The organism is Delftia sp. WSY_7 (assembly GCF_043104845.1).
Classification (GTDB): Bacteria; Pseudomonadota; Gammaproteobacteria; order Burkholderiales; family Burkholderiaceae_C; genus Comamonas; species Comamonas tsuruhatensis.
Genome location: NZ_JBICLB010000040.1, coordinates 43,860 through 58,847 on the forward strand (window position 1 = coordinate 43,860; position 14,988 = coordinate 58,847).

At 61.2% G+C, this 14,988-nt stretch carries 10 protein-coding genes; 5 read left to right on the top strand and 5 right to left on the bottom strand.

Annotation, left to right across the window (positions count from 1 at the left end; all coding sequences use genetic code 11):
* Window positions 1–27 precede the first annotated feature (27 nt).
* Together ACF8ME_RS22170 and gloB are read right to left on the bottom strand one after the other, a co-directional pair.
* A complete protein-coding gene (locus tag ACF8ME_RS22170) occupies window positions 28–1,566 on the bottom strand; it encodes a transglycosylase SLT domain-containing protein (RefSeq protein WP_016451348.1) in 1,539 nt (512 codons plus the stop codon).
* Window positions 1,566–2,339, bottom strand: coding sequence for a hydroxyacylglutathione hydrolase (gloB, locus tag ACF8ME_RS22175; RefSeq protein ID WP_016447443.1), 774 nt, complete (start codon window positions 2,337–2,339; stop codon window positions 1,566–1,568). The genes ACF8ME_RS22170 and gloB overlap by 1 nt, the downstream gene beginning before the upstream one ends.
* 19 nt (window positions 2,340–2,358) lie before the next feature.
* Here gloB and ACF8ME_RS22180 point away from each other — a divergent pair, with 19 nt between their 5' ends.
* From ACF8ME_RS22180 to ACF8ME_RS22200, 5 genes are all read left to right on the top strand, one after another.
* Entirely contained in the window at window positions 2,359–3,168 is an 810-nt protein-coding gene (locus ACF8ME_RS22180) for a class I SAM-dependent methyltransferase (protein WP_017404536.1), read from the top strand.
* Complete coding sequence (gene rnhA, locus ACF8ME_RS22185; RefSeq protein WP_016447441.1) at window positions 3,165–3,611, top strand: ribonuclease HI; 447 nt, start codon at window positions 3,165–3,167, stop codon at window positions 3,609–3,611. The genes ACF8ME_RS22180 and rnhA overlap by 4 nt, the downstream gene beginning before the upstream one ends.
* Window positions 3,612–4,048: 437 nt before the next feature.
* Complete coding sequence (locus ACF8ME_RS22190) at window positions 4,049–4,342, top strand: XRE family transcriptional regulator (RefSeq protein ID WP_392418224.1); 294 nt, start codon at window positions 4,049–4,051, stop codon at window positions 4,340–4,342.
* A 63-nt stretch (window positions 4,343–4,405) separates the two neighbouring features.
* Window positions 4,406–7,498: a class I SAM-dependent DNA methyltransferase gene (locus tag ACF8ME_RS22195; protein WP_392418225.1), complete on the top strand. Its 3,093-nt coding sequence runs from the start codon at window positions 4,406–4,408 to the stop codon at window positions 7,496–7,498.
* 43 nt (window positions 7,499–7,541) lie between these two features.
* Window positions 7,542–8,126: a hypothetical protein gene (locus ACF8ME_RS22200; RefSeq protein WP_392418227.1), complete on the top strand. Its 585-nt coding sequence runs from the start codon at window positions 7,542–7,544 to the stop codon at window positions 8,124–8,126.
* A 216-nt stretch (window positions 8,127–8,342) separates the two neighbouring features.
* Here the strand turns inward: ACF8ME_RS22200 and ACF8ME_RS22205 are convergent, their stop codons facing one another.
* From ACF8ME_RS22205 to ACF8ME_RS22215, 3 genes are all read right to left on the bottom strand, one after another.
* Window positions 8,343–11,252 (bottom strand): DNA methyltransferase, encoded by a 2,910-nt coding sequence (locus ACF8ME_RS22205; protein WP_392418229.1) that lies wholly within the window; start codon window positions 11,250–11,252, stop codon window positions 8,343–8,345.
* A 344-nt stretch (window positions 11,253–11,596) separates the two neighbouring features.
* The gene (locus ACF8ME_RS22210; RefSeq protein WP_392418230.1) at window positions 11,597–13,870 is read right to left on the bottom strand and encodes a tyrosine-type recombinase/integrase; all 2,274 of its coding nucleotides are present in this window, start codon (window positions 13,868–13,870) and stop codon (window positions 11,597–11,599) included.
* The gene (locus ACF8ME_RS22215; RefSeq protein WP_392418232.1) at window positions 13,867–14,895 is read right to left on the bottom strand and encodes a tyrosine-type recombinase/integrase; all 1,029 of its coding nucleotides are present in this window, start codon (window positions 14,893–14,895) and stop codon (window positions 13,867–13,869) included. Before ACF8ME_RS22215 ends, ACF8ME_RS22210 begins: the two co-directional genes overlap by 4 nt.
* Window positions 14,896–14,988: the final 93 nt, after the last annotated feature.

Consider the following 14,988-nt stretch of genomic DNA (forward strand, 5'->3'; position numbering starts at 1 on the left):
CCGTGACGCGGGTGCCAGAGGGATTCCTCAGCGCTTTTTCACCTTGGATGGCTTGCCTCCGCGCTGTGCCGTGGTGACGGCCGTCTTGGCGTTGCGGCTTTGCGGCTGAACGGCCACCTTGCGTGCGGTTCCCGTGGACTTGGCTGCGCGGGCGTTGCCGCCGCTGCTGGCGCGTACCGGCAGATAGGCCACCAGCGACTGGCCTGCATGCAGCGTGGCCGAGGACTTCAGGTCATTCCAGTCCGCCAGGTTGGACACGCTGACGCCGTAGCGGTTGGCCACGCTGATCAGCGTGTCGCGCTTGCGTGCCTTGATGGTGGTGCGGCGCGTGATGATCTCGGGGGCAAAGCTGATCTGGCCGTTGTCGGCCACGTGGCCGGCCACGTCGGCACGCACGTTGGCGCCGCGCGGCACCATGAGTGCGGAGCCGGCCTTGATCAGCATGCGCGGCGGAATGTTGTTGAGGGCGCGCAGGTCGGACTCGCCCAGGCCCACGCGCTGGGCCGCCTCGGCCACGCTGATGGTGGAGGGCACGGTCCAGACGGTCCAGCTCGCGTACTGGCCTTCGTCGAAGGCCTGCATGTTGCGGCGAAACACCTTGGCGTTGTCCCAGGGCAGCAGGATCTCCGGCGTGCCGGCCGCAAAGATCACCGGCTTGCGAAAGCTGGGATTCAGCGCCTTGAAGTCCTCGGTCGATACGTCGGCCAGCTTGGCCACCAGTTCCACGTCGATGTCGCGGGTGATGGTGACGGTCTGGAAGTAGGGGTGGTTTTCGATCACCGGCAGCTCGGTGTTGAACGCATCGGGGTTGGCCACGATGTTCTTGACGGCCTGCAGCTTGGGCACGTACATGCGGGTCTCGGCCGGCATCTGCAGGTCGGTGTAGCCCGTGGGCAGCCCCAGCTTCTCGTTGCGCTTGATGGCGCGGCCCACGCTGCCTTCGCCCCAGTTGTAGGCGGCCAGGGCCAGGTGCCAGTCGCCGAACATGTCATAGAGCTTTTGCAGGTAGTCCAGCGCGGCGCGCGTGGAGGCCAGCACGTCGCGGCGGTCGTCGCGGAAGGCGTTCTGCTTGAGGTCGAAATAGGTGCCGGTGGCCGGCATGAACTGCCACATGCCGGCCGCCTTGGCGGTGGAGACGGCCTGCGGGTTGAAGGCACTCTCGATATAGGGCAGCAGCGCCAGCTCGGTGGGCATGTTGCGCCGCTCCAGTTCCTCGACGATGTGGAACAGGTATTTGCTGGAGCGCTCGGTCATGCGCTGTATGTAGTCGGGACGGCTGGCGTACCACTGCTCGCGGTCCTTGACCAGATCCTGGTCCAGGTCGGGCATGGCAAAGCCCTGGCGGATGCGTACCCACAGATCGCCCGTGGTCTCCAGCGAGGCCACGTCTCCGTTGCTGGCACTGCCTGTGCCCAGCGGGCTCAGCGGCCCTTTGGGATACATGGGGGAGTGGGGTGCGGGGCTGGGGGAGGGATCCGTCGTACCGGCCAAGTCCGGGCCGCTGGTGGTGGCGCAGCCGGCAAGAACCAGCAGGCTGCCCAGCAGCAGGGTGTGTAGCAGTTTCATCAGAAGACGTTTTTCCATTGGCGCAGGCCGGCCAGCACGCTGGCAGGGTCCTGCTGTCTCACCTGTGCGTCGAAGCCTGCGGCGGCCGCGGCCACCGCGGATTCGCGCGTTCTCAGAAAGGGATTGATGGAGCGCTCGGTCTCCATCAGGGATGGCAGCGTGGGCCGACCGGCCTCGCGCAACGCCTGACAATGCCGCTGGTAGTGAGCCAGGGTTTCGTTGTTTGGTTCCACGGCCTGAGCAAAGCGCAGGTTGGACATTGTGTACTCATGTGCGCAGCACACCAGTGTATTGCCCGGCAGCGAGGCCAGATCGTCCAGCGATTGCTGCATCTGCTGCGCAGTGCCCTCGAACAGGCGGCCGCATCCCCCGGAAAACAGCGTGTCGCCGCAAAACAGCACGGGCTGTGCCTGTGCCGCCGTGCTGTAGAAGGCAATGTGGCCGCTGGTATGGCCTGGCACATCGATGACCTGCCAGGGGCCGCCCAGCGCCTGCACGGCATCGCCTCCCTGCACGCGCTGAACGGGTTCGGGCAACTGCTCGTAGGCAGGACCCCAGACCTGGGCGCCCGTGGCCTGGTGCAGCTGGGCCACGCCACCGACATGATCGGCATGGTGGTGGGTGACTAAAATGCCCTGCAGCTGCAGGCCCAGCCGGTGCAACGTGGCGAGCACGGGCGCTGCATCGCCGGGATCGACGACCAGGGCCTGCCCGGCGTCATGCAGCAGCCAGATGTAGTTGTCGGAAAAAGCAGGAATGGGCAACAGGTTCATGAGCAGCAAAATTATAGGGATGCATCACTGGACGCAATCTGCCCTCGGCCACTACCTGCTGGAATGGGAGCAGCAGCGCTGCGACGAGGCGGTGGCCGATATTTTCGGCTATCACAGCCTGCAGCTGGGCATGCCCATGCTCCAGGGGCTGCGTGCCAACCGCATGCCGCACCGCTGGCTGGCGCTGGATTCCACGCAGGATGCGGCGCCAGCGGACGGCGCCGCCCCGCTGGAGGTTCCCGTGGCGCTGCTGGCCGATCCCGCCGCGCTGCCATTTCCCGAGGCCAGCCTCGACCTGGTCGTGATGCCCCATACGCTGGAGACCTCGCCGGACCCGCATGCCGTGCTGCGCGAGGCGGCCAGGGTGCTGATGCCTGAAGGCCGCATCGTGGTGTGCGGACTCAACCCTGCCAGTTTGCTGGGCGTGCAGCGGCGTGCCGAGCGTGGCGTGTACCTGCCCGATGTGGGCTGGGGCGTGGGTTACTGGCGGCTGCGCGACTGGCTGCGATTGCTGGCCTTCGAGATCGAGGCCGTGCAATTCGGCTGTTATCGTCCCGCCGTGCAGACGGATCGCTGGCTGCGCCGCTGGCAGTTCATGGACCGCGTGGGACGGCTGGGCTGGCCCATGCTGGGCGGCGTGTACTGCGTGGTGGCCGTCAAGCGTGTGCCGGGTGCGCGCATGCTGGAGCCTGCCTGGCGCGGCCGCGCGGTCGTGTCGGGCGCCACGGTGCCGGTCGCCCGTCGCATGCCGGCACAGGCCGCGCCGGACGGTGATCTGCATTCCAACCGGCCTGACGGCCGGGCCATTCATATCAAGGATTTTTTTTGAATCAAGTTGTTATCTATACGGACGGTGCCTGCAAGGGCAATCCGGGTCCTGGCGGCTGGGGCGTGGTGCTGGAGGCTGGCAGCGCCAGGAAGGAGCTGTTCGGCGGCGAGCTGAACACCACCAACAATCGCATGGAGATGATGGCCGTGATCGAGGCGCTGTCTGCGCTCAGGCGGCCCTGCGACGTGGTGCTCTACATCGACAGCCAGTACGTGCTCAAGGGCATCACCGAGTGGATCCACGGCTGGAAGGCCAAGGGCTGGAAGACGGCCTCCAAGGAGCCCGTCAAGAACGTGGAGCTGTGGCAGCGGCTGGACGCCCTGGTGCAGGGTGGCGGGCACCGCATCGACTGGCGCTGGGTCAAGGGCCATGCGGGCGATCCCGGCAACGAGCGCGCCGACGCGCTGGCCAACATGGGCGTGGATCAGGCGCTGGGACGCTGAACGCCTTGTGCGGGACAGGTGCAATGCCTGTCCCTTGCTCCTCTTCCCGAGGACTACCTCAAACGCGGTAGATGAAAACCCCAGACACAGGACTCGATGGGTGCAGCTAATATTTCCATAAGTGGAAATTAATGCGCGCCCTGCCAGGCATCTTCCGTGGCGTGGTGTTTGAAATTGCCACTTGTGGAATTTTTAAACCATCTCACGATGAAAGAGCCTTGCGATGAATTATGTGGAATGCCGTCAGTCGTCAACAGCACATCATTGCTATCAGCAGAACATGCAGCCGAAGTTGGCTTGAAGTCAATCAATACGTCCTGGACGGCTGAGCGGTGAGACTCGTGTAGCCCCTGTCCGCACGCGATGCCGGCGCTAGTTTGGGCTTGAAGCTCATGTTTATGTGCTTTAATCACATTAAATTATGAGTCAACTGCGGCATGACCTACGAAGATTTTCTTGGTGAGCTGAACAAGGCTGGCCTTAGTGTCAAGCGTTTCGCTGACTTGATCGGCATGCAGCCCAACTCGGTTTCCAACAACAAGAAGAGGGGCGAGGTCCCCATCCATCTCGCATTGATCGCCAGTCTCCTCGCTGAAATGTCCACCCGTCAGATAGATTACGAACCCGTCATGGCACGGGTACAGCCGATAAAGAAGCGGCCACGCGGTGCTGCAGTGGAAGGGCGGTTTGCAAGCGACAAGCAGAACACGCTGGGGGTTGTCAATGAATGAGCGTCGAAGTGCGCGCGCGCCGGGCCGCATGAAAACCTCGGCGCAACCAGGACGGCACGGCTCATGAGTGCAGTGATCGAATCCCGCTGGGTCAGCGCCCTGGCACTAGACCGACGTCGGCCCCCCGAGTTCTATGCGGCGGGCAGCAGCGTCGCTGCAGGCGCGCATGCCGACGCGATTCGCTTCGCGCTGGGCGAGTTGGGGCTGTCGGCTGTTAGCTGCATCAACGGCGTTCCCACGATTGGATTTCTAAGCGATCCGAACGTTTCCGTGGAGCGTGTCAATGAGCTCCATCGAATCCTTTGGAACCAGGGATTGATGAGCTTGCTGCTCGTCATTCGCGATGACGAGCTGACGGCGTATTCACTGGTCCAGCGGCCGTTGTACCGCGACGAGAGCCGGGGCAAGGATCCGCGGCTGGTCAAGACACTCAGCCTTTTGACCGACGCGCTTGCGCTGCGCGAACTGCTCGATGCCACGGAGTCTGGACGGTTCTGGTTCGAGAACGACGGCTACTTCAATCCAGAAAATCGGGTCGACACCGTTCTGTTGGTCAATCTGCTGACAGCGTTTCAAGGGCTCAAGGACGAACTGGGTGCAGAACCGACCCAGGCTCTGCTGATGCAGACGATGTTCGTGGCCTACCTGGAAGACCGGCAGATCATCGGAGAGGCGGTCTTCCGTGCCGCTTCGCAGGATAGCTACGGAAATCTCCAGGAACTGCTCGACGCAGGAAAGCCAGCGCCTTTTGAGAAGCTGTTTGTTTGGCTGCATGAGGCGTTCAACGGCAACCTCTTCAAGGCGCCGTGTGCCTTCGAAACAGGGGACGGGTCCCCGCCTAAGCTGAAGCCCGCTCACTTGGCCGTACTCGCACGGTTCCGTCATGGCCGCGAGGACATGGCCACCCGGCAGCTTCGGTTCTGGGGGTACGACTTCCGGTACATGTCGATCGGGCTGATCAGTGCGGTCTACGACCGATTCCTGAAGGAGGAGGCCGCCAAGAAGAACGCGGATGGAGCGTTCTACACCCCGATGTTCTTGGCTGACATCGTCGTCAACCAGATCTGGGACGAACTGACCGACGATCAGAGGGCCACCGGAATCTATTGCGATCCAGCATGCGGCTCCGGCATCTTCCTGGTGCGGTTGTTCCAGCGCCTGGTTGCGCACCACTGTCACGTCAAGGGCAAGCGACATGCCACCTGGACAGAGCTCAAGGGCTTCGCCAGTCGGCTGCATGGCGGCGACATCAACTCATCTGCCGTGCGTGTTGCGGCATTTTCGCTCTACATCGCGCTTCTTGAACTTTCCAGCCCTTCTGATCTACCCAGGCTCATCAAGGCCGGGAAATTGCTGCCACCGCTGTACGGCGAGACGCTGCAGCCGGGAGCAGACTTCTTCAGCCTCAAAGAGGTGCCGACGTATGACGTGATCATTGGCAATCCTCCCTGGAAGGGGCGCGCAGGAATGGAGACGACCGCTCAGAACTGGGCCAAGGTCAAGGGATATCTCCTACCGGCTAAAGACATCGCATGGGGTTTTGTGTGGAAAGCGCTGGCGAGCGTAAAGACCACCGGGCTCGTGGCGTTCCTGCTACCGGCCATGGGCACTCTGCACAACACCGACAGCCAAGCCGCACGAAAGATGCTGCTGGAGCGGTCCAGGATCCGGCGGATCATCAATCTGTCGGATTTGTGCTTCCAGCTTTTCGATGGAGCAGCACGACCAACCGCCTTTGTGCTGTACAGCCCACAACAGCAGAAGACCCCCTACCGGTTCGAGTACTGGGTTCCCAAGGCTGACCTCAACCTTCGACTCAAGCGGCTGGTGACGCTGTCTCGAGCGGATCGCCTGACGTTCCGCTCCGACCTGGTCGCAAGTGATCCGACCGCGTTCAAGCGTCGGTTGTGGGCGCGGGCTCCGGAGGAGCGGTTGCTGCAATACCTTCGGACGATCCCATCCTTGGCATCGTTCGTTCACGAGTTCAAGGCGTTCAAACGTGCCAAGCTTGAATTCAACCGTGACGAGCATTGGGTGATCGGGCAGGGCTTTAAACCTGCGCAGGAAGATCGCCTGGATGATGATGACTACCAGACGAGTACGGCCGAGATCGTGACCCGTCTGCCGTATCTGCACGCGAGCCAGTTTCAGTCCGTCGCGCTGCCGAAGGTAGAAAGCCCACCATGGCCGAGTTCTCTCGTGCATCGGGCAGGCTTCGAAGAGGGGTTTGGCGGACCTCACATCATGATTCCGCAAGGGGTGGAGCGCGCCGTGGGTCGAGTGCGCGCAGCGTTCAGCGATCAGGATTTCGTGTTTCAGCACTCGCTTCAGGCCCTGACAGTGCCACCAGCGCAACGGCGATTGGGCATGGTGCTTACTGCTGTGCTGAACAGCAGTTTGGCAGCCTGGTTTTATTTCCATGACACGGCAAACTTCGGCGCCGATCGAGCCAAGGTGCATCAGGGTGAACTGCTGAAGCTTCCATTCGACGTCCCAGAGAACATGCCGGATCCGGAGAAAGCCCTGAAGGCGGAAAAGGAGCTCGCCGCGCTGATCAAGCGGGAGATGGCGAACGCGCAGAAGCTGCTTGTTGCCCAAGATGACGTCTTGAGCAAAGTCGACCGCCTAGTGTTCGATTACTACGGCCTCGACGCCAGCGACGTGGCCATCGTCGAGGACACGGTCAGCGCAGTCATACCTGCCATGCAGCCCAGGCGCAGCGCCGGATTGCAACCCATCTGGGCTGCAGCTTCCCCGGTCCAGCGCGAGGCCTATGCGACCATGCTGTGCAAAGCCCTCTCACCACACTTCCGCGCCCCCGTCAGCGCCTCGTTAGCGGCACTCGCCACGGACGTTGCCGTACTGAAACTGACGATTGGTGATGCGGTTACGCCGTACGCGGAGAACACCTCGAGCGAGTTCAACGAATTTCTCATACCGATCACCGCGAAGCTTTCGATGGAGATGCCTGGCAACGTGCAACTGATACCTGATCTGCGCATCGTCGACGGCCGCGACATGTATCTCGTGAAGCCCGCAGCGGTCCGGCACTGGCTTCGGTCCACTGCACTGGCGGATGCAGAGCAAATCGCCGCGGAGCTGGCGGCGGCCGCTGCCCGCGATGGACAGGAAGGGTTGGTTCATGCTCGCGGGTAGCCCTGGAGTCTGGCTCGCGCATTTCCGAGACCTTGGCGAGCAGATGGCCGAAGCGATCGAGGACGCATGGCCGGTCTGCATCAAGCCCTTGCAATCCAGGAAGGGGGCGATGACGCATGAGGATCACATAACCGTGCATCTCGTAAATGCCCTCAGAAGGACTAAGAAGGTGCCTGGTCGCATTGAATACCAGTATTCACTGCAGGAAGAGCACACCGACGGCTACGTGACGACGCCGAGCAGCATCGACTTCGTGCTAACGGTGGGGGACGATGAAGAGGTCTATCTGGCCTACGAATGCAAGCGGCTGAACGTGACCTATGGGACTCGAGTCCGCAACTATTGCGGGCCGTACGTCGACGACGGCCTGATGCGTTTCGTATCGGGTCAATACGCCAAAGGGCTCCCGATGGCGACGATGATCGGCTATGTCATGAACGGCGACAACACCACCGCGCGCCGAGGACTGCGCCGGGTGATGAAGTTGCGCACTGCTGCCCTGCGACTGACCGCTGAGCAGGATAGTCTCTCGACAGCAGGGCGTCCCACGCGATTCACTTCCACGCACGATTGCGGTTCCGGGGGGCACAGCATGAGCGTCGAGCACCATCTCCTGCCTTGGCCGTGATCGTTCACGAAACCTCTGAGCCCAACCTAAACGATCTTCATGAGTTCTGTGACTCCCCTTGACATTTGGCGAGGAGGGCAGCGAAAGCTAAGGACTGCTTGGCGCGAGCTAGTGTGAGCTCGGCTCGTAAAAGCGACGGTCTGCAACCGCTGCAAAGGCGCCCCCTGCGGGTGAACGTTGAAAGTTTGAATTCACCATCGCAAGCAGCCACTCGGGCTATGCTGCTTGAACCGCGCAGTCACTTGAGACCACCGACAGCTTGTCTGCTATGACCGCCGGTACCCCCGCACCGGTCACGGGCAGACCGGCCTTGATGCGGGCAGCCACAGTTGCATTTAAGGCAAGGAGCTGGGCTACCACGTCCTTCTTGCTGTCAAACCCGTAGACCGCCATCACAGCCTTGTCGAGAGCATCGTGAGCATCTCGCAGCGGGTTTCTCCCTGGCAGCGCCAGGGTGTCATAGAGCATTCGCAGTCCAGCCTTCGCCGTCTTGAGAGCGGTGGTCCGGACGGCTTGAAGTTTGCGCGACGCTTCGACGACTACTTTGACTTGCGCTGCCGTGGGGCTCTGCGGCCAAGGGAATGTGCCAAAAACGTTGGTTGAGGAGTAACGAGGGTCCGACTTCATGTTCGAGCGCTTGCTCATGAACCACTCGATGTGCACCTTCGACTGCAATACACCAAAGCTGTAGTCGTCATCAAAGGCAAACACCTGCAACGCGTCGCCAGGCTTCACTCCCGAGTTCACGAAGAACAAGATGGGTCGAGAGGTCACTCGAGAGCAGGCGAGGTACCGCGGCAAACCCGCAATGGCCTTAAGCAAGTCGGTGCGGCGGTAGGACAGCTGCCACCATTTCTCCAGGAACTGCACATGATGGGAGCGCTCTTTCTCGTCGCCCTCTCCCTTCTCGGCTGCTTGCTGCCGCTTTGGCAGAACGTTTTCTTTGACGAGAGAGAGGGCCTTGGGAAACTGCTGTGCTGCGAGCAAGTCTCGCTCGCCGAAGTCCAAGATCATGCGGCTTGGTTTCGTGGCGCCTCCAAGCACTTCCTTGCCGACCACGTACGGCGTCAGGAGCTGAGCGGCGTCTGCCTCCTTGGCGACAAGCGCCTGAGCTGCGTCGAGCTTGAGAACGAAGTCTTCGTGACCCGGAGTTACACCTTGGAAGGTGCGCTTGGGCTTGGTGTTGCAGGCAAGGGTGACTGCGGTCTTCGTGTCGGTCTTATCCGAGAGAGATGAGCTAATGTAGGACACCGCTCGCATATCCAAGTCGTACTCTTTTGCAGCCCGAACCGTTCCTTTGGCGCTCTTGGGCTTGCGCAAGGCCTTCTTTGTCTTGAACCAAAGCCGCTTGAGGGGAGGCAGCACCGCATCTTCTTGGGACTTTACCCAGTTGACTATAGAGACGTGGACGTTGGCGTCGCCAGACCAGGGCTGGTTGTCGACCGCCTCGATAACGGTGCCGCTGAGGGTCACGTGATCGAGGCCGCCTATACGTGATTCGTTGCTGCGGATGTTCTGGGTGCCGACAAGACCAGCGCGGCCCTGTAGCGGTTCTGCTGGCGTGCAGGGTGGAAGTGCGTCATGTGCCCGCCTTATCCAGTAGACGCAAAAGTCGGCCATCCCAGGCACTTCAGGGTAGGCCTTGCGGATCCGCTCGATGTAGGCTTGGCCTAGCTCGGGCTTCATCTTTTTCACCCCGAGGAAGGGTGGATTGCCGATGATGACGTCAGCCGTGGGCCAGTCAGTCCTCGCACCAGTATCGGAGACCAAGGCATCTCGGTGCACGAAGTTGCCGTCCAAGTTGTCCAGCGGCAGGGCTGACTCCGAGACGTGGAGCTCGTCGATGCTGAGCTTGTGGGCCAGCATCATCGTGACCTTAGCAATCTCCACCGCAAACGGATTGACGTCCATGCCGTAGAAGTTGGTCGTCGTTACGAAGCCGAGGGTGCGCTGATTGACGTCTACGGACCTTGGAAAGCGCTCTGCCATCCGGTTGTAGAGCTGGGCTTCGAGGCGCTTGAGCTCGCGGTATGCTGTGAAGAGGAAATTGCCGCTGCCGCACGCAGGGTCCAGGACCTTGAAGGTCTGCATGCGGTGCGCCAACGCCTGCATCTCAGTGAGGCTCTTGGTTCCCTCAATGGCTGCTCGCCAGGGCTCAACTATGGTCGGGCCAACAATCTTCATGATGTCAACGGGCGACGTGAAGTGCGCTCCCTGAGCGTGTCGCTCCGCTTTGCCAAGCGAGTGCTCGAACAGGGTGCCGAAGATTTCCGGACGAACCTTGGACCAGTCAAAGTTGCAGGCCTCCTTCAGCATGACCCGCTCCTCGTCGACCAGTTCAACTTTGGCAGGGTTGGCGTACAGGCCGCCATTGAAGTAGGCCACGCCCTTGTATCGGCCGCCCGGGTTACCTGATGCACGGTTCATCGCTTCGAACAGCCCGCCCAGAATGTCATACGTATCCTCAGGCGACTTGCACTCATCGAGCAGCCGCTTCACCAGGTACTTCTCCAGCAGCCCAATGTCTTCTGCAAAGAAGGCCATCAAGATTTGCAGGATGAAGCGCTGGGCCAGCGGACGCTCGATGCCGCGCTTTACCAAGGCGTTGAAGCACCTGGCGAGCTTGTTGGCGGCTTCCCGAGTGACCTCTTCGTGATGGTTGCCGAAAACCGGAGCGACGTCGCCCGGGAAAAGGAAGTTCAGTGCACCATAGCGGTACGGGAGGTCAGCGAGCTTGATCGTCTCGACCGGCGTGTCCATCTGGGTCTCGAAGTCGTAGACCCAGAACTCGTCGAAGTTGCACAAAACCGCATATCTGGGACGGTTGGGCACCAGGTACGTCCAGTACTCAAAGGCCTGTCGGTAGTGCTTCCTGAGGTCAATACCCCGCTTCTTCATCTCGACGAGAACGCGGGGCTTCCAAACCAAATCCGCAAATGAGGTACCACCGGTGTCTTTCTTCTTCACGCGCTCTTCGCAAGTCGCGCCCGCCTCCAGCAATCCCTTGTGGCCAAAGGCTTGGAAGAGATAGTTCAGAAAGATCTGGGCCTCGCCCTTTTCATCTCCCTTGATGTGCCCGCCGACCCAAGCAACGAACTCTTCAAACTTCTTCGCCTTCTCGCTCATGCGCGTGTCTTCCCTCTGCTTCGTCTATTCACTGCATCGTAAAGCAACCGGTGGTGGATCTCGCTTAGACCCGCCGGAGTGCTGATGGTAGGGTATCGCGACCCGTAGGATGAAATGCGGCTGAGTTCCTCAGTCGGCTGACCGTGCACCAGATGTGTCGCCGTCGCGGCGAGCGACCGCTTCGAGCCATCAGCGTGAGTTCGCCCAGCCGGGTTCGCCGGCTGTAACCGCTGCAGTGCGGGCCTTGACCGAGGTCCTACGAACGACCGCAATGGGTCGCCAGCCGACTGCTTGCCGATAGAGTCCATCGCAGCGTGCGGCAGTTATGAGTTCAAATGCAACGCTCATTTATCACCGCAATGCATTCGTTGCCACCCAACAGCAGCGAGTTCTCCAGGTGTTCGCCCGTCAGGTGTGGGGGTATTGCGCAGGCTGTTCGCCAGCTTGGCCATGGCCTCAATGCCATCCTCCACTGCTGCCCGCTCCCCGTCCTGCAACGGGATCTCTTGAAGCATGCGGGATAGGTTGGCACTCGCCTCCAGCGCTTGAGCTTTGGACGATTCTTTGGGCAGGTAAAACGAGCACTTGGCGCAGGCCATGCGGTGCGGGCATTGGTCGAAGAAATCGTAGGTGCACAGCCCATGCCCAAGGTCGTAGTAGCGCCAGGGCTCTCCGCGTGCAGCACTCCCGTCGCACACCGCGTCTTTGTCAACGAGCACTGCAATGGTCCGCATATTGCGTGCGAAGTAGCCAGCCCGCTCGATCGCACCGGCCAGCTTCGTCGGCGTCACGTTGACGTAGTGGCGGGTCGATTCAACTGATCGATGCCCAAGCCATGCCTGAAGCTCGAACAGGCTCAGTGGTTCCCTGGCGTTGAACAACTGGCTGGCGATCGTTACACGGGCGCGATGACTGGTGATACGACCACGTGCGTCCTGGAGCGGCACGCCAGCTTTCCTGCACAGGAGCGGAATGACGGTCTTATTGAGATAGGCCAGCCCTACACGTCGGCCGCGGTGAACAAAAAGGTAATCAACCAGGCCCCCTGTCTTGGTATCGGGCATACCTGGGTGCTGCAGACGTTGCCGCTCCCAAGCTTCGACCGCCTGCCCAATCACAGCGTCAACAGGTTTGGTGAAAGCCGTTGATGTCTTGTTGACCGGCACGTCGAGCAGGCAGGACGGGGCGGCGGCAACATCGCCTGCATGCGGTTGCCATCGGATGCAGCCGACCGGCAACCGCAATAGTTCGTCGCGACGCAAGCCTGCGAACAGCCAAAGCATTGCGACTGCCCGGACCATGGCAAGAGGGTAACGTGGAGGTTGCTTGGTACAGCCCTCATGACCAAGCGCAGGTTGCAGATCCTCGTCAGCCAGATTGAGACCGGCCCAAACCAGCTTCGCCCAAGCGTCGTCGGCAACCACCCGGGCGTTGGGGCCAATGCTCGCGCCAATAGTGCGAGGCAATCCGAGTGCCCGCGCTGGATCGAAGCGCAGCGGAATCCACTCCCACTCCTGCAAGTCACGGAAGAAGCTGCGAATGCTGCGCAAGTGTGCCGCCTTGGAGGCAGGCTTGAGGGAACAGCCGTGTTTGCCCAGGTACATACCACCGGGATGCGACCACTGGCCAATCGTCATGCGGGCGACGGCCGCAGCGTATTCGAGCGCCGTCGCACGGCTCCAGTCCGCGGGACTCTCGAGTTCGGGATGCATTGTCGCCAGCCAGCGGCCGCACTTCAGGAGAGCGTAGTAGCTTGTGATGATCGATGATGCCGCGCCCACCGAGGTCGCTCTCCAGCGCTCGCACCAGTCCAGCCAATGCGCAGAAATGCCAACAATCGCCCGATACTCACCCTCGGGGCGGCGACGGCCGTGACGGCGGTGATCGAGAGCATGGTCGAGCAAGCCCACCCGCACCAGCGCGCCTGACAAGGTCGCTGCCCCGCCGCGAACGTATGCCGTTCCACTGACGGCAACGTGCTGCAGCGTGTTCAGGGTCAGATCTTCGAGACGCGCGCTGCGCTGCACTAGTAGCGCCATGCAGAGCGCATTCGAGACATCGGACCGATCGGTGAGACTGAAGCCGACCTTTGTCATGTCGTCGAAAACGACGCTGAGTGCATGGTCCACGGCCTCACGGCCGAACACCTTGATGGCCAACCGGTACTGAAAGTAGCGGCCGATCTCCGCGAGTCGGTCAAAGCCGCACAAGAGATAAGCCACCGCAATGACGTACTGTCGGCAGTTGCCACTGCCGCCATACCTCTCCTTGAAAGCGCCCTCGCTGCCGCACAGTACCTCGAGCCACTGATCTCTCGACCATCCCCAGTAGGCAAGGCGGAGACGGTCCATCTCGGCAACGACGATGTGAACGACAGCGTTGCGTGGCACATGGGCCGCATGCATCCAGTCGAGCATGGTGCAGAGAGGCTGTATCAGACGGTCTAGTGCCACACGAGATCCGGCCGGCCACTGGCGCTGATGATTGGAGAAGCGCGTGCCCAGGATTTGGAGCGTTGCATACTCGATTGCGGAAAGATCAGGCGCGCGATTCCACTCCGGAAAGGGTACAAGCGGTGAGGCATTCGCTGGTGCGACGGTATAGGCCACCATGCTCATGGCGCACTTCCTCGAAGCTGATGCAATCGTTCTTCATGTACAGCCGCCATGCTGCGAGCGAACCTGTCCGCGAGATCCTGAGCACTCAAGTGGATGTAGAGCAGGGTCGACTGAATGCTTCGATGACCGGCGAAGCTCGCGATCTCCTCAATGTCCCACCCGGCGCGGGCCAGATCGGTGAGGCACAGATGTCGAAAGCTGTGCGTCGTCAGCTTTGGAACCCCTGCGCGCAACGCCAGCCTTCGGACAACCTTCGACCAAGTCCACTTGGTCATCGGTGCTGCGCGATTGCGTGTGGATTCCGACAGGAACAGGGGTCCGCGCGCACTGCCCAAACGACGGCGCTCCGCGAGGTAGGCTATGTAGAGATCGGAGCTCACAACCGAGTAGGGCACGACACGGTCCCGCTTGGTCTTGGTTGTCTCTGCGCGCACCCGAAGCAGGCGTCGTGCTGGATCGATATCGCCGGTGGCCAGCGAACACAGTTCTTCCCGGCGCAACGCACAGTCGTATGCGAAAGCAAGCATCAAACGGTTGCGTACGGGCTCGCGGGCGGCTGCGCTCAACAGTGCGCGCCACTGCGCATCGTCCGGAATCCAGGGCAGTCTGCGTTGCACGGGGATCAGCCCTCGCTCTCCGACACCTCGACCGCCGACAACCGCACCGCGACGTCCACGGGCCACCGGATTCGTCGTCCTAACACCCTCTTCGATCAGATAGTCGTAGAACAACCGGACGATGGTGAGTCGATGACGTATCGAGGCGTTGGACAGGCCTGCGATGCCTGCTGCGGTGGATTGTGGCTGAACCAATGCACGTGTGTAACTGGCAATCTGCGCCCGGCCGGCGTTCGTCATAGTGATGTCAGTGCGACAACAAAAACCGAGATAGTGGTCGAGGCCTCGGGCGTATGCATTGACGGTGTTCGAAGCAAGCAACAGGTCCGCCTGCAATGACACCCACGCGCGCGCATGGGCGTCATTGCAGATGTTGCTCAGCGCCTGCCACGGTGGTACTGAAAGCATCAGTGCGTCTCCTGACCGAGATACACACACTACTCCGATCAGACGCGATCGTCAGCAGTGCATTCCACGTAACTGATAATACAAAGCAATTGC

Bases quoted from the DNA above. Each gene is read 5' to 3' on its own strand.
- ACF8ME_RS22170 (WP_016451348.1), bottom strand. From the start codon at position 1,566: ATGAAACTGCTACACACCCTGCTGCTGGGCAGCCTGCTGGTTCTTGCC.
- gloB (WP_016447443.1), bottom strand. From the start codon at position 2,339: ATGAACCTGTTGCCCATTCCTGCTTTTTCCGACAACTACATCTGGCTG.
- ACF8ME_RS22180 (WP_017404536.1), top strand. From the start codon at position 2,359: ATGCATCACTGGACGCAATCTGCCCTCGGCCACTACCTGCTGGAATGG.
- ACF8ME_RS22190 (WP_392418224.1), top strand. From the start codon at position 4,049: ATGACCTACGAAGATTTTCTTGGTGAGCTGAACAAGGCTGGCCTTAGT.
- ACF8ME_RS22195 (WP_392418225.1), top strand. From the start codon at position 4,406: ATGAGTGCAGTGATCGAATCCCGCTGGGTCAGCGCCCTGGCACTAGAC.
- ACF8ME_RS22200 (WP_392418227.1), top strand. From the start codon at position 7,542: ATGGCCGAAGCGATCGAGGACGCATGGCCGGTCTGCATCAAGCCCTTG.
- ACF8ME_RS22205 (WP_392418229.1), bottom strand. From the start codon at position 11,252: ATGAGCGAGAAGGCGAAGAAGTTTGAAGAGTTCGTTGCTTGGGTCGGC.
- ACF8ME_RS22210 (WP_392418230.1), bottom strand. From the start codon at position 13,870: ATGAGCATGGTGGCCTATACCGTCGCACCAGCGAATGCCTCACCGCTT.
- ACF8ME_RS22215 (WP_392418232.1), bottom strand. From the start codon at position 14,895: ATGCTTTCAGTACCACCGTGGCAGGCGCTGAGCAACATCTGCAATGAC.